Raw genomic sequence first — 13,700 nt, forward strand, 5'->3', positions numbered from 1 at the left:
AGGCGGCAGAAGATCCCGGATGATGAAATTTGCGGCGCGGGCTCAAGCACACCGCCCGACCCTTTCAAAATTGTTGACAGAAAGTCGCACCGTCTGTCAATGTAAATCAGAACCATCGGTTCAAATAATGAACCAGCAACGATAAACAGGGAGAGTACCATGAAACCAACACATCTTCTTGGCGGCACGCTGGCCGTCGCGATGGCCGCGCTGGCCGGGGCCGCGCTGGCCGATTACCCCAAAAAGCCCGTCAGCTTTGTCGTGCCCTTCCCGCCCGGCGATCTGGAAGACGTGATCACCCGCATGATCGCCGAGGATTTCCAGAACGAATACGGCGTCTCGGCCGCCGTGGTGAACAAGCCCGGCGGTGGCGGTGGCCCCTTCCCCGGCGCGATCGAGGTGGCGAATGCTCCTGCCGATGGCTACACCATCGGGTCATTCGTGATCGGCGTGCCGGTGGTGGGTCACAAACTGGGTATCGACGATCTGACGCCTGCGAAATTCGACCCGCTGGGCATCTTTCTGACCTATCCGTTCGTCATCGCCACCAGCGCCGATGCACCCTATTCCACCATCGACGAGCTGGCCGCCTATGCGCAGGACAACGATATCGCGCTTGGCCATTTTGGCGATCCGCTGACGCCGACGCAGGTGACAAAGGCACTGGCGGTCAACAAGGGGTTTGAATGGGGCAGCGACGCGGCCTTTGACGCGCTGGATTGCAACACGCTGGCGTCGGGTGATGCCGATGTCATCAACACCACCCTGCAACTGGTGCTGCCCTGCCTTGACGACATCAAGGTGCTGGTATCCATCACCGACGAGCGCATCCCGCTGGTGCCCGATGCGCCCACGACGGGCGAGGTTGACCCGAGCCTGAACATCGCGCTGTGGAACGGGCTGTTCGTGCACAAGGACACGCCGCAGGACGTGCGCGAAAAGATCATCGCCGTGGCCGAAAAGACCGTGATGAGCGACCGCGCACAGGCCGTTGCCCGCGAAACCGGCGCGCAGGTCTATTGGCAGGGGCCCGAGGACAGCGCCGAGCGGATCGCCACGGACATCGAAACCGTCGGACGCATCGAATCGCTGCTTGAGTGATCCAGACCACCGGGCCAGGCCTTGTGCCCGGCCCTTTGCCACCCCAAAGGTCGCCCGCAGATGAGCACCCCCGAAGAACGCCGATGGGTCGGACGCCTGCAAGGTCAGGTGATCTTCGCCATCGCCTTTCTGGTCCTGTCCCTGCTGTTGCTGTCGCAGATCGGCACGCAGACAACCTGGGCCGCACGCACCGCGTTCTTTGCCCAACCCCGGTTCTGGCCCGCCGTGGCCCTGGGCGGCATGGTGCTGTTCGGCGCGCTGCATTTCTGGCGCCTGCCCCGCCGCCGCATCCGCCGCACCGATGTGACCGAGGCGAAAATCTGGGCGCAACCGCTGGAATACGCGCTGTGGTTCATGGGCTATGTCATGCTGGTGCCGGTGCTTGGCTATCTGCCGGTCACGATGGCCTTTGTGCCCGCGATGATGTGGCGCATGGGCTATCGCAGGCCATGGTTCCTGTGGCTTGGCGTGGCGTTCGGCGTAGCGGTCGTGATGGTGTTCAAGACATTCCTTCAGGTCCGTATCCCCGGCGGCATGATCTATGAATACCTGCCCGGCGCGTTGCGCGCGTTCTTCATCGTGAATTTCTGAAAGTGCGCTGATGGACCTGATCCTTGCCAGTCTGGAAATCCTTGCCCGCTGGGACGTTGTTCTGGCGTTGATGGTGGGCTCGGTCGGCGGGGTTCTGATCGGGGCGATCCCGGGCGTGGGGCCGGCGGTGGCCATCGCCATCCTGTTGCCCGCGACGTTCAGCATGGACCCCATCGTGGGGCTGACCGTGCTTTTGGGCATCTACGGCAGTTCCATGTATGGCGGCGCGATCCCGGCGATCCTGATCAACACGCCCGGCACGGCGGTCAACGCGCTGACCACCTATGACGGCTTTCCCATGACCAGCAGGGGCGAGGCGCGGCGCGCGCTGTCTCTGGCCTATTCCGCGTCATTCTTTGGCGGCGTGTTCTCGGTCATCTGCCTGATCCTGTTCGCCCCGGTTCTGGCCCGGATCGCGCCCATGTTCGGATCGCGCGAGATCTTTCTGGCCGCGTTGCTGGGCATCATCCTTGTGATCGTCGCCCATCGCGGGCAGGCGCTGATCGCGGCGGCGCTGGCGTGTTTCGGCATCTTCCTGAACACCGTGGGGCTGGAGGCAGTCAAGTATTCCAAACGCTACACCTTCGATCAGTCCTTCCTGTCCTCGGGCATCGACCTGATCGTGGTGGTGCTGGGGCTGTTCGCGCTGAGCCAGGCGTTCATCCTGCTGCAAGGGGATGACGAGAAAACCCGCATCACCAAACTCAGCGGCAGCCTGTTCCAGGGCCTGCGCGAGTTGTCGCGCCATCCGCGCGTGGCCGCCGCCTCGGCCAGCTTTGGCACGGTGATGGGCATGATCCCCGGCGTGGGCGAGTTCACCGCGCAATTCCTGTCCTACACCTATGCGCAGAAATCATCCAAACGCCCCGAGGATTTCGGCCATGGATCAAGCGAGGGGCTGATCGCCGCCGAGGCATCCAACAACGCCGTGCCCGCCGCCGCGATGGTGCCGCTTCTGGCGCTGGGTATCCCCGGCGAGGCGCTGACAGCGATGATGCTGTCTGTGTTCTATGTGCATAACGTGGTGCCGGGGCCGCAACTGTTCCAGAATGACATGCCGTTTGTCGTGGCGCTGTATCTGGCGCTGCTGATCCTGAACGTGCTGGTGATGATATTCCTGCTGTTCGCCACCAACCAGTTGATCAAGGTGGTGAAGATCCCCAATCGTTTTCTGGGCGTCTGCATCCTGACCCTGTCGTTCGTCGGCGTCTACTCGCTGCGCAATTCCGCCACCAACTGCATCCTTGCGGCGGTGTTCGGGTTGCTGGGGTTTGTCCTGAAACGGCTGTCGCTGCCCGCCGTACCGATCATCCTTGGCATGGTTCTGGGCGGGATCATGGAGGTCAAGCTGCGCGCCGGCATGGCCCGCGTCAAAACCCCGCTCGATTTCATTGAACGCCCGATTTCCATGATCCTGTTCGTGATGATCCTGGGCGTTCTTATCCTGCATTTCCGCCGCGTCTGGTTGGACCGGCAAGAGTTGAGGCAAGAAAAATGGTTGACCAAACACGCATCGACGACCTTCGGCGCGCACCTGTCGCGGCGCAGAAACTCCTTGTTGACGGAACGTGGCAAGGTGGTTCGGGCGCGCCGCTCGATGTCCTCTCGCCCATCGACGGATCGCAACTGACCACGATCGAACAGGCCGGGGCCGACGATGTGGCGCGCGCCTGTGCCGCCGCGCGCCGCGCCTTTGACGATGGCCGCTGGTCGCGCATGGTCCCTGCCGCGCGCAAGAAGGTGCTGCACGCTATCGCCGACGCAATCGAGGCGCAGGCGCTGGACCTGACCGTTCTGGGCGTGCGCGACAACGGAACCGAATTCAACATGGCGCTCAAGGCCGAGGCCGGATCGGCGGCGGGCACCTTCCGCTATTACGCCGAGGCGCTGGACAAGCTGTATGGCGAGATCGCCCCGACCGCGCCCGATGTGTTGGGCCTTGTCCACCGCGAACCCGTGGGTGTCGTGGGGGCCATCGTGCCGTGGAACTTTCCGCTGATGATCGGCGCGTGGAAACTGGCCCCCGCGCTGGCGGCGGGCAATTCCGTGGTGCTGAAACCGGCCGAGACTGCATCGCTGTCGCTGCTGCGGCTGGCGCAGATCAGTCTGGACTGCGGATTGCCCCCCGGCGTTCTGAACGTGGTCACGGGACCGGGGGCAGTGACCGGCGAGGCGCTGGCGCTGTCGCCGGACGTGGATGTGCTGGTCTTCACCGGCTCGGGGGCTGTGGGTCGGCGGCTGTTGCAATACTCCGCCGCGTCGAACCTCAAGCGCGTCTATCTGGAGCTGGGGGGGAAATCGCCCAACGTCGTCTTTGCCGATGCGCCCGATCTGGCCAAGGCGGCAAAGGTCAGCACGATGGGCATCTTTCGCAACTCCGGGCAGGTCTGCGTGGCCGGATCGCGCCTGCTGGTGGAGCGTTCCATCCATGACGAGTTCGTGCAGATGCTGGCGGACGAGGCGCGCAAGCTGCGCGTGGGCGATCCGCTGTCGCTGGACATGCATATCGGCGCCATCAACTCGGACGCGCAATTGCAGGGCAACCTGGGGTTCATCAACGACGCACTGGCGCAGGGCAATACCATCGCCCTGGGCGGCAACCGCATCCTGGCCGAAACCGGCGGCTATTACATGGCGCCGACGATCATCACCGATGTTGCGCAGGGCGACCGCGTGTTCCAGCAAGAGGTGTTCGGCCCGGTGCTGGCCGTCACCGCCTTTGATACCGAGGAACAGGCGGTCGAACTGGCCAATGCCACCGATTACGGGCTTGCGGCGGGGGTCTGGACGGGCAACCTTGGCCGGGCGCATCGCATGGTGGCGGGCATCCGCGCCGGTGTGGTGCATGTGAACACCTATGGCGGGTCGGACAACACCGTGCCCCTTGGTGGCGTCAGGCAATCGGGCAATGGCCACGACAAATCGCTGCACGCCTTCGACAAGTATTTCGACCTCAAAACCGCATGGATCCAACTGTGACCGAAACATTGCAAGACCGCCGCGCCCGCCTGCTGGGCCCGAACATGTCCACCTTCTATGACGAGCCCGTGCATCTGGTGCGGGGTCTGGGCGTGCACCTGTGGGATGCCGACGGGCGCGAGTACCTGGATTGCTACAACAACGTACCGCACGTGGGCCATTGCCACCCGGCGGTGGTGCAGGCAATCTGCGATCAGGCGGGCACGCTGAACACCCACACCCGCTATCTTCACGAGGGGATACTGGACTATGTCGAGGCCCTGACCGCGACCGTTGCGCCAAAGTTCGACACCGCGCTGATGTGCTGCACCGGGTCCGAGGCGAATGACGTGGCGCTGCGCATGGCGCAGGCGCTGACGGGCAAGACCGGGGTGATCGCCACCGATCATACCTATCACGGCAACACGACGGCGGTGCATCAACTGTCGCGGTCCAACCCGCCGCCGGGGGGATACTGGGACAACGTAGGTTTCGTGCCCGCCCCCGACAGCTATCGCCCGCTGGGGGGCGAGGGCGGCATGGCCCATGCCCGCGCCTTTGCCGCCGAGGTGGAAAAACAGATTGCCGTGCTGGAGGAAAAGGGGGTCGGGTTTTCCACCCTGATGCTGTGCCCGTACTTTGCCAACGAAGGCTTCCCCGACCTGCCCGAGGGCTGGCTCGACCCAACGGTCGAGGTGGTGCACCGCGCCGGTGGCGTGATCATCGCGGACGAGGTGCAGCCGGGCTTTGGCCGTCTGGGCAGCCATTTCTGGGGCTATGAAAAGATCGGGTTCACCCCCGACATCATCACCATCGGCAAGCCCATGGCCAATGGCCATCCGGTTGCCGCCGTGATCGCCCCGCGCGAGACGATGTATGAATTCCGCAACAATTTCCGCTACTTCAACACCTTTGGCGGCAACCCCGTGTCCTGCGCGGCGGCCATGGCAACGCTGAAGGTGGTGCAGGACGACGGGTTGCAGGCCAATGCCGCCGATGTCGGCGCCTATGCCAAGGCCGGGTTGCGGGACCTGGCCAAACGTCACGACTGCATCGGCGATGTGCGCGGCTCGGGGCTGTTCTTTGGCGCGGAAATGGTGCTGGACCGCGCGACCAGGGAACCGGCCACCGCCTTTACCAAACGGGTCGCCAACGGGATGCGCCAGCGCGGTGTGCTGCTGAATTTCCTCGGGCGGCACGGCAACATCCTGAAGATGCGCCCGCCCATGGTGTTCAGCCGCACCAATGTCGATCAGGTGATCGAGACGCTGGATGCGGTGCTGACGGAAACGCCGCTGCAATGAGCGACGAGCGCGCGCAACAGGCGGCCCGGTTGTGGGGCTTTGATCCGGGCGGCGTCACGCTGGCCGCGCGGCGCGAAAACGTGGTTTACCGCGTCGAGGCTGACAGCGGCACATATGCCCTGCGCCTGCACCGCCCCGGCTATCGCAGCGCGGCCGAGCTGGAGTCGGAACTGCATTGGATGGCCGCGCTGGAACATGGCGGAATGGCTGTCCCCCGCCCGGTGCCGCTGCCCGATGGGCAGATGACCGTGCTTTTGGGCGATACGCTGGTGGACATGCTGACGTGGCTGCCGGGGCAACCGCTGGGCGCGCAGGGGGCGATGGACGGTGTCACCGACCGGCCCGCGCTGGCGCACCGGCTGGGCCGCCTGCTGGCGCAGATGCACGACCTGTCCGATGGCTGGACGCCTCCGCCCGGCTTCACCCGACCTTCATGGGATCGCGCCGGATTGCTGGGCGATGACCCGCTCTGGGGCCGGTTCTGGGAGCATCCCGACCTGACCCCGGATCAGCGCGCCCTGTTCGAGGCCGCCCGCGCGCAGGCCAAGGCCCATCTGGCAGGCATAGAAAGCGAGCTTGACCATGGTCTGATCCACGCCGACGTGATCACCGAGAACATCATGCGCGACGGCAACGCCCTCTATCTGATCGATTTCGACGATGGCGGCTGGGGCTTCCGCGATTTCGAACTGGCGACGTTCCTGATGCGCTTTGTCGATGCACCGGACCATGCCGAGATCCGCGCGGCGCTGCTGGAGGGCTATTCAATACGCCGCCGTATCGACACCAAAACGCTCGACCTGTTTCTGACCCTGCGCGCGCTGACCTATCCCGGCTGGATCATCCCGCGACGGCACGAACCCTGCGGCGCGGCGCGATCCGCCCGCGCCATCGCCACCGCCGTGCCGCTGGCCGAAACATATCTGAACGGAGGCCCGAAATGACCCCTGACAAGACCATCCTGATCGTCGGCACCTATGACACCAAGGATGACGAACTGTCCTATCTGGCCGACCGCATCCGCGCGCAGGGCGGTGGGGTGATGTCGATGGATGTCAGCGTGCTGGGCGACCCGAAATCCCCCGTCGATGTGTCCAAGCACGATGTGGCGCAGGCGGGCGGGCATACCATTCAGGACGCCATCGACAGTGGCGATGAAAACCACGCCATGCAGATCATGGCGCAGGGGGCTGCCGCCAGGACGCTGGAGCTGTATCAGGCAGGCTGGATCGACGGCGTGATCGCGCTGGGGGGCACGATGGGCACCGATCTTGCGCTGGATGTCTGCGCCGCCCTGCCGCTGGGCGTGCCGAAATACGTCGTCTCGACCGTCAGCTTTTCCGCCATGCTGCCGCCCGAGCGTCTGGCCGCCGACATCCAGATGATCCTGTGGGCCGGGGGGCTCTATGGGCTGAACTCGGTCTGCAAATCCTCGCTGAGCCAGGCGGCGGGCGCCGTTCTGGGGGCCGCCCGCGCGGTCGAGCCGCCCAAGCGTGACCGACCGCTGATCGGCATGACCAGCTTTGGCAAGACGATCCTGCACTACATGGTCACGCTCAAGCCCGAACTTGAACGGCGCGGCTACGAGGTGGCGGTGTTTCACGCCACCGGCATGGGCGGGCGGGCGTTCGAAAGCCTTGCGGCGCAGGGGGCCTTTGCCTGCGTGATGGATTTCGCCACGCAGGAGGTGACGAACCATCACATGGGTTCGGGCATCTCCGCCGGGCCTGACCGGATGACCAACGCCGGACGGCGCGGCATCCCGCAGATCACCTCCTCGGCCTGTTACGATCTGGTCGATCTGATCGGCTGGCACCCGATCCCCGAGCGCCTGTCGGGCCGCCCCACACATGCGCACAACCGCCTGCTCACCTCGGTCATCCTGACCACGGATGAGCGGCACGAGATCGCGCAGGTTCTGGGCGACAAGCTGGCGCAGGCCACTGGCCCGTCGGTGTTCATCCTGCCCAAGGGCGGCGGCAACGAATGGGATCGGCCCGGCGCGCCGCTGCACGATGCAGACGGGCTGGCCGCGTTCAATCAGGCCATGGCAAGGGCCATACCTGACACCACCGACCTGCGCGTTCTGGGCTGTCACATCAACGACGAGGCCTTTGCCGAGGCAGTGCTTGAAGTGTTCGACGAATGGGTGGCGCAGGGCGTGGTGCCCAAGGGCGCAGGTTAACGCCCGCCGGGACGGTCCAGCGCGTCCAGCTCGTTCAGCAGGTCCAGCAGGGTGTCCAGCTTGTCCTGACCGAAACTGTCGCGCAGCCAGGCATTCAGCCGCTGGCTTTCCACCAGGTTCTCGGCGATCAGGTGCCGCCCGGCATCGGTGATCGTGACCACCTGCTTGCGCCGGTCGGTGGGGTGTGGCGCACGGCTGACCAGCCCCTTGCCATCCAGCGTCTGCAATATCCGCGTCAGGCTGGGCAGCAGCAGGCAGGACCGGTCGGCAATCTCGGTCGGGTCCAGCGGGCCGCGCTCGTCCAGCACGCGCAACACGCGCCATTGCTGCTCAGTCACGCCGACATCGGCCAGCATGTCACGGATCGGTCCCATCACCTTTTCCCGCGCGCGCAGCAGTGCAATCGGCAGGGATCGGTTGGTTTCTGGCGCTTGGATACGAGTCATTGCGTCCCTTTGCCCCTTTTCGCATCCCCGCGCAACATGCAGGCTTGACGCAGCCGCCATAATATATTTAACATGTTAATGGAAAAGGAAGGAGTCGTCCGATGCCCCACGTCACCGTGGACTATTCGGCCAATCTGGAGCAGGCGGTCGACATGGCCGCCCTGTGCGACCTTCTGCGGCGCACGGCGATCGACACAGGCGCTCTGCCCCTTGCGGGTGTGCGCGTGCGCGCCTTTGCCGCCACCCATGTCAGCATCGCCGACGGCAACCCCGATCACGGCTATATCGACATCTCGCTGCGCCTGCGGGCGGGGCGCGATCTGGAAACACGCAAACACGCCACGGCGCTGATTTTCGACGCCGCGCGCGAGTTTCTGGCCCCAATCATGGCGCAGCGCCCGCTCGCCCTGTCGTTCGAGATGCGCGATATCGACCCGGAGCTTTCGCCCAAGACCGGCACCATCCGCGACCACCTGCCCGATGACCTGAAAGGCTGATCCATGTCCGATCTGCACGCCAACCTTGCCACGCTGGCCCCGATCCTTGACCGCCTGCGCGAAACCGGCGTGATGAACCGCATCGCCGGGCAGGATTGCGCTGCGCGATCCGGCGCGACCTTTGCCAACCACTCGCCCGTGGATGAAAGCCATATCTGCGACGTGGCCAAGTCGGGCGCGGCAGACATCGACGCCGCAGCCAAGGCGGCCAAGGCGGCCTTTCCCGCGTGGCGCGACCTGCCCGCGACCCAGCGGAAAAAGATCCTGCACGCCATCGCCGACGGCATCGTGGCAAGGGCCGAGGAGATCGCGCTGGCCGAATGCTGGGACACCGGCCAGGCGATCCGCTTCATGTCCAAGGCCGCGCTGCGTGGGGCCGACAACTTTCGCTTTTTCGCCGACCGCGCGCCTGCCGCCCGCGACGGGCAGCACCTGCCATCCGACACGCTGATGAACGTGACAACCCGCCTGCCCATCGGCCCGGTCGGGGTGATCACGCCGTGGAACACACCCTTCATGCTGTCCACCTGGAAGATCGCCCCTGCGCTGGCCGCAGGCTGCACGGTGGTGCACAAACCGGCCGAGTTCAGCCCCGTCACCGCCCGCATCCTGATGGAGATCGCCGAGGAGGCCGGCCTGCCCCCCGGGGTCTGGAACCTTGTCAACGGCATGGGCGAGGATGCGGGCCGCGCCCTGACCGAGCACCCCGACATCCGCGCCATCGCCTTTGTCGGCGAAAGCAAGACCGGCAGCATGATCATGAAACAGGGGGCCGACACGCTCAAGCGCGTGCATTTCGAACTGGGCGGCAAGAACCCGGTGATCGTGTTCGACGATGCCGATTTCGAACGCGCGCTGGATGCCGCGATCTTCATGATCTACTCGCTGAACGGCGAGCGGTGCACGTCCTCGTCGCGCCTGCTGGTGCAGCAGTCCATCGCCCCCGAGTTCATCGCCCGGCTGACCGAACGGGTAAGCACCATCCGCCTCGGCCATCCGCTGGACCCTCAAACCGAGGTCGGGCCGCTGATCCACAAGGTGCATTTCGACAAGGTCTGTTCATATTTCGACGTGGCCCGGCAGGACGGCGCCACCATTGCCGCAGGCGGCAGCGCGCTTAATCAGCCCGGCCATTACGTGCGCCCCACGCTGTTTACCCACGCCACCAACGACATGCGCATCGCACAGGAAGAGATTTTCGGCCCGGTCCTGACCGCCATCCCCTTTGCCACCGAGGCGGAGGCGGTGCAGATCGCCAATGACACCGCCTATGGGCTGACCGCCTATGTCTGGACAAACGACCTGACCCGCGCGCTGCGGTTTACCAACAGCCTCGAGGCCGGCATGATCTGGGTCAACAGCGAGAATGTCCGCCACCTGCCCACCCCCTTTGGCGGGGTCAAGGCATCCGGCATCGGCCGCGATGGCGGCGACTGGTCGTTCGAATTCTACATGGAGCAAAAACACGTCGGTTTCGCCACAGGTCAGCACAAGATCCCCCGTCTGGGAACGTGACCGCCATGTGTTTCCTCTCTCCAGAAATATCCCGGGGAGCGCGAGGGGCTGGCCCCTCGCACCCGTCCCAAGCAGCCTGCGCCTGACGCAAAGGATATCGCTATGCCCGTGCCCAAGCCCACCCTCTACCCGCCCTTCAATATCGTGCGCCTGTCGCATGTGGATTACCGCGTGACCGATCTGGCGAAATCGCGCGCCTTCTACGTCGATACGCTGGGCCTGCAGGTCACGGACGAGGACGACAGCACCATCTACCTGCGCGCCATGGAAGAGCGCGGCCACCATTGCATCACGCTGATCAAGGCCGACGCGCCGTCCGTCGATGTTCTGGGCTTCAAGCTCTATGACGAGCCCGACCTCGACCGCGCCCATGATTTCTTCACATCCCGCGATCTGCCGGTCGAATGGATCGAACGGCCCTATCAGGGCCGCACCCTGCGCACCCGCGATCCCTGGGGCATTCCGCTGGAGTTCTACGTCAAGATGGATCGCCTGCCGCCGATCCACCAGCACTACAAGCTGTATAACGGCGTCAAACCCCTGCGGATCGACCATTTCAACATGTTCAGCGCCGATGTGGATGCCAGTGTGGGTTTCTACAACGACATCGGCTTTCGTGTCACGGAATACACCGAGGATGACGAGACCGGCAAATGCTGGGCCGCATGGATGCACCGCAAGGGCGGCGTGCATGACGTGGCCTTTACCAACGGCACCGGCCCGCGCCTGCATCACACCGCGTTCTGGGTGCCCACGCCGCTGAACATCATCGATCTGCTGGACCTGATGGCCACCACCGGCTGGGTTGCCAACATCGAACGCGGGCCGGGGCGGCACGGCATTTCCAACGCGTTTTTCCTCTATGTCCGCGACCCCGATGGCCACCGGATCGAGATTTATTGCTCGGACTACCAGACCGTCGATCCCGATCTCGAACCGATCCGCTGGTCGCTGACCGACCCGCAGCGCCAGACCCTGTGGGGTGCACCCGCCCCGCGCAGCTGGTTCGAGGAAGGCTCGCTGTTTGACGGTGCCACCCCGCAGCCATCCGCGCTCAAGGCGCAGCCCATCATCGCTCCCTGAAAGGACCGCCCATGTGCACCGATACCGGCCCCGAGATGACCGCCACACCGACGATCCTGATCGAGAACGACCGGGTGCGTGTCACCCGCTGGTCCTTCGCGGCCAAGGGTGACCGCACCGGCTGGCACCGGCACGAACACGATTACGTCGTGGTGCCCGAGTTCGACGGCACGCTGGAGATCGACCTGCCCGAAGGCGAGCACATGACCGCCGACCTGACGACCGGCGTGCCCTATTACCGCCCGCTGGGAACCGAGCATGACGTCGTCAGCGGCAATGACTTTCCCTGCTCTTTCATCGAGATCGAACTGATGGACCGCAAGGGATGAGCATGGACCGCATCGCAACCGTCGAAACCGATCAGGGCCAGCTTTATGGCGCGGTCACCGAGGATGGCTTTGTCGCGCTGTCGCATGATTTTCCGCAATGGCCCACGCTGCGCCATGTGATCGCTGCGGGCGTGCTGGATCAGGTGGCCGCCCAGGCCACGGGCCGCGCACCGACCCATATGGCCGGGCAGGTCCGCAATCTGCCCCCCGTGCCCGACCCGGAAAAGATCATCTGCGTCGGCGTGAACTTTCCCGACCGCAACGCCGAGTACAAGGATGGCAGCGACCTACCGAAATACATGTCGCTGTTTCCCCGCTTCGCGCGCAGCTTTACCGGCCACGACCGCCCGCTGATCCGCCCGCCCGAAAACCACACGCTGGACTACGAGGGCGAGGTGGCCATCGTCATCGGCAAACCCGGACGGCGCATCGACGCCGCAGATGCCTATGACCACATCGCCGCCATCACTCTCGCGAACGAAGGCACGATCCGCGACTGGGTGCGCCACGCGAAATTCAACGTCACGCAAGGCAAGAACTGGGACAACTCGGGTGCCATCGGCCCCTGGCTGGTGCCCTTCACCGACGCGGCGCAACTGGACGAGGTGCGCCTGACCACGCATGTCAACGGCGAGCTGCGGCAGGACGACACCCTGTCGCGCATGATGTTCCCGATCCGCCAGCAGATCGCCTATATCAGCACCTTCACCACGCTGGTGCCGGGCGACATCATCATCACCGGCACACCCACAGGGGCAGGCGCGCGGTTCGATCCGCCGAGCTATCTGGTGCCCGGCGACGTGGTCGAGGTGTCGGCCACCGGCATTGGTACCCTGCGCAACACGGTCGAGGACGAGACATGACACCGCTGGACATTCAGCAAGCCGCAGAAACCCTGTGGCAGGCCGAACAGACCGGGATGCAATGCCCACTGTTGTCGGCCACCTACCCGGGCATGACGATGGACCAGGCCTATGCCGTGCAGGCCGCGCTGATAGAACGGCGGCAACAGGCGGGACATCGCGTGATCGGCTGGAAGATCGGCCTGACCTCCAAGGCGATGCAATACGCGCTGAACATCGACACACCCGACAGCGGCGTGCTTATGGATGACATGGCCTTTGCGGACGGGGCCACCGTGCCCGCAGGCCGGTTCATCCAGCCAAGGATCGAGGCCGAAATCGCCTTTGTCATGAAAGCCCCGCTAACCGGCGGCACCATCACCCGCGACGATGTGATCGCCGCCACGGATTACGTGGCCCCCGCGATCGAGATCCTGGACACCCGCGTGTTGCGCGCCGATCCGACCACAGGACAGGCCCGCGTGATCGTGGATACGATCAGCGACAATGCCGCCAATGCAGGCATCGTTCTGGGCCTGCAGCGCCACGCCGTGACCGATCATGACCTGCGGTGGGTCGGGGCCATCGTCAGCCGGAATGGCGAGGTCGAGGAAACCGGTCTGGGCGCAGGCGTACTGAACGATCCGGTGCAGGGCGTGGTCTGGCTGGCCCGCCGAATGGAACAGTATGGCGCGCGGATCGAGGCCGGGCAGGTGATCCTGTCTGGCTCCTCCATCCGGCCCGTGGAATGCCCGCCGGGTGCGCAGATCCGGGCAGATTTCGGCGCTTTCGGTGCGGTTGGCATCCATTTTGCCTGATCCGCGCAAAATCCTTTCAAAGGATTTTGCA

At 64.7% G+C, this 13,700-nt stretch carries 14 protein-coding genes; 13 read left to right on the forward strand and 1 reads right to left on the reverse strand.

Annotation, left to right across the window (positions count from 1 at the left end):
- Positions 1 to 159 precede the first annotated feature (159 nt).
- From ACFTOW_RS09475 to ACFTOW_RS09505, 7 genes are read left to right on the forward strand one after another with little or no spacing between them, the layout of a single operon-like run.
- On the forward strand, positions 160 to 1,101 hold the full coding sequence (locus tag ACFTOW_RS09475; RefSeq protein ID WP_379914989.1) for a tripartite tricarboxylate transporter substrate-binding protein: 942 nt from the start codon (positions 160 to 162) through the stop codon (positions 1,099 to 1,101).
- Positions 1,102 to 1,161: 60 nt separating this feature from the next.
- Entirely contained in the window at positions 1,162 to 1,692 is a 531-nt protein-coding gene (locus tag ACFTOW_RS09480; protein WP_379914991.1) for a tripartite tricarboxylate transporter TctB family protein, read from the forward strand.
- A 10-nt stretch (positions 1,693 to 1,702) separates the two neighbouring features.
- The gene (locus ACFTOW_RS09485) at positions 1,703 to 3,322 is read left to right on the forward strand and encodes a tripartite tricarboxylate transporter permease (protein WP_379914993.1); all 1,620 of its coding nucleotides are present in this window, start codon (positions 1,703 to 1,705) and stop codon (positions 3,320 to 3,322) included.
- On the forward strand, positions 3,205 to 4,671 hold the full coding sequence (locus ACFTOW_RS09490; protein WP_379915181.1) for an aldehyde dehydrogenase family protein: 1,467 nt from the start codon (positions 3,205 to 3,207) through the stop codon (positions 4,669 to 4,671). Before ACFTOW_RS09485 ends, ACFTOW_RS09490 begins: the two co-directional genes overlap by 118 nt.
- The gene (locus tag ACFTOW_RS09495; protein WP_379914995.1) at positions 4,656 to 5,954 is read left to right on the forward strand and encodes an aspartate aminotransferase family protein; all 1,299 of its coding nucleotides are present in this window, start codon (positions 4,656 to 4,658) and stop codon (positions 5,952 to 5,954) included. Before ACFTOW_RS09490 ends, ACFTOW_RS09495 begins: the two co-directional genes overlap by 16 nt.
- Positions 5,951 to 6,898 carry a phosphotransferase gene (locus ACFTOW_RS09500; RefSeq protein ID WP_379914997.1) on the forward strand — a complete coding sequence of 316 codons (948 nt, stop codon included), beginning with the start codon at positions 5,951 to 5,953 and terminating at the stop codon, positions 6,896 to 6,898. Before ACFTOW_RS09495 ends, ACFTOW_RS09500 begins: the two co-directional genes overlap by 4 nt.
- On the forward strand, positions 6,895 to 8,139 hold the full coding sequence (locus ACFTOW_RS09505; RefSeq protein ID WP_379914999.1) for a Tm-1-like ATP-binding domain-containing protein: 1,245 nt from the start codon (positions 6,895 to 6,897) through the stop codon (positions 8,137 to 8,139). Before ACFTOW_RS09500 ends, ACFTOW_RS09505 begins: the two co-directional genes overlap by 4 nt.
- On the opposite strand, the gene hpaR is transcribed toward ACFTOW_RS09505, so the two are convergent.
- Positions 8,136 to 8,585 carry a homoprotocatechuate degradation operon regulator HpaR gene (hpaR, locus tag ACFTOW_RS09510; protein WP_379915001.1) on the reverse strand — a complete coding sequence of 150 codons (450 nt, stop codon included), beginning with the start codon at positions 8,583 to 8,585 and terminating at the stop codon, positions 8,136 to 8,138. The genes ACFTOW_RS09505 and hpaR overlap by 4 nt on opposite strands.
- A gap of 101 nt (positions 8,586 to 8,686) precedes the next feature.
- On the opposite strand from hpaR, the gene ACFTOW_RS09515 reads away from it, so the two are divergent.
- The 6 genes from ACFTOW_RS09515 (at position 8,687) to hpaH (ending at position 13,669) form a co-directional block, all read left to right on the forward strand.
- Positions 8,687 to 9,082 (forward strand): 5-carboxymethyl-2-hydroxymuconate isomerase, encoded by a 396-nt coding sequence (locus ACFTOW_RS09515; protein ID WP_379915003.1) that lies wholly within the window; start codon positions 8,687 to 8,689, stop codon positions 9,080 to 9,082.
- Positions 9,083 to 9,085: 3 nt separating this feature from the next.
- Positions 9,086 to 10,597, forward strand: a complete 1,512-nt coding sequence (hpaE, locus tag ACFTOW_RS09520; protein ID WP_379915005.1) for a 5-carboxymethyl-2-hydroxymuconate semialdehyde dehydrogenase — start codon at positions 9,086 to 9,088, stop codon at positions 10,595 to 10,597.
- 102 nt (positions 10,598 to 10,699) lie between these two features.
- Positions 10,700 to 11,680 carry a 3,4-dihydroxyphenylacetate 2,3-dioxygenase gene (gene hpaD, locus ACFTOW_RS09525; RefSeq protein WP_379915007.1) on the forward strand — a complete coding sequence of 327 codons (981 nt, stop codon included), beginning with the start codon at positions 10,700 to 10,702 and terminating at the stop codon, positions 11,678 to 11,680.
- 11 nt (positions 11,681 to 11,691) lie between these two features.
- Positions 11,692 to 12,009: a cupin domain-containing protein gene (locus ACFTOW_RS09530; RefSeq protein WP_379915009.1), complete on the forward strand. Its 318-nt coding sequence runs from the start codon at positions 11,692 to 11,694 to the stop codon at positions 12,007 to 12,009.
- A gap of 2 nt (positions 12,010 to 12,011) precedes the next feature.
- On the forward strand, positions 12,012 to 12,872 hold the full coding sequence (locus ACFTOW_RS09535; RefSeq protein ID WP_379915011.1) for a fumarylacetoacetate hydrolase family protein: 861 nt from the start codon (positions 12,012 to 12,014) through the stop codon (positions 12,870 to 12,872).
- Complete coding sequence (gene hpaH, locus ACFTOW_RS09540) at positions 12,869 to 13,669, forward strand: 2-oxo-hept-4-ene-1,7-dioate hydratase (RefSeq protein WP_379915013.1); 801 nt, start codon at positions 12,869 to 12,871, stop codon at positions 13,667 to 13,669. Before ACFTOW_RS09535 ends, hpaH begins: the two co-directional genes overlap by 4 nt.
- Positions 13,670 to 13,700: the final 31 nt, after the last annotated feature.

The organism is Lacimonas salitolerans (genome assembly GCF_042677865.1).
Lineage (GTDB): Bacteria > Pseudomonadota > Alphaproteobacteria > Rhodobacterales > Rhodobacteraceae > Lutimaribacter > Lutimaribacter salitolerans.

Coding starts and splice junctions, on each gene's coding strand:
- ACFTOW_RS09475 (WP_379914989.1), top strand. CDS start 160: ATGAAACCAACACATCTTCTTGGCGGCACGCTGGCCGTCGCGATGGCC.
- ACFTOW_RS09480 (WP_379914991.1), top strand. CDS start 1,162: ATGAGCACCCCCGAAGAACGCCGATGGGTCGGACGCCTGCAAGGTCAG.
- ACFTOW_RS09485 (WP_379914993.1), top strand. CDS start 1,703: ATGGACCTGATCCTTGCCAGTCTGGAAATCCTTGCCCGCTGGGACGTT.
- ACFTOW_RS09495 (WP_379914995.1), top strand. CDS start 4,656: ATGGATCCAACTGTGACCGAAACATTGCAAGACCGCCGCGCCCGCCTG.
- ACFTOW_RS09500 (WP_379914997.1), top strand. CDS start 5,951: ATGAGCGACGAGCGCGCGCAACAGGCGGCCCGGTTGTGGGGCTTTGAT.
- ACFTOW_RS09505 (WP_379914999.1), top strand. CDS start 6,895: ATGACCCCTGACAAGACCATCCTGATCGTCGGCACCTATGACACCAAG.
- hpaR (WP_379915001.1), bottom strand. CDS start 8,585: ATGACTCGTATCCAAGCGCCAGAAACCAACCGATCCCTGCCGATTGCA.
- ACFTOW_RS09515 (WP_379915003.1), top strand. CDS start 8,687: ATGCCCCACGTCACCGTGGACTATTCGGCCAATCTGGAGCAGGCGGTC.
- hpaE (WP_379915005.1), top strand. CDS start 9,086: ATGTCCGATCTGCACGCCAACCTTGCCACGCTGGCCCCGATCCTTGAC.
- hpaD (WP_379915007.1), top strand. CDS start 10,700: ATGCCCGTGCCCAAGCCCACCCTCTACCCGCCCTTCAATATCGTGCGC.
- ACFTOW_RS09530 (WP_379915009.1), top strand. CDS start 11,692: ATGTGCACCGATACCGGCCCCGAGATGACCGCCACACCGACGATCCTG.
- ACFTOW_RS09535 (WP_379915011.1), top strand. CDS start 12,012: ATGGACCGCATCGCAACCGTCGAAACCGATCAGGGCCAGCTTTATGGC.
- hpaH (WP_379915013.1), top strand. CDS start 12,869: ATGACACCGCTGGACATTCAGCAAGCCGCAGAAACCCTGTGGCAGGCC.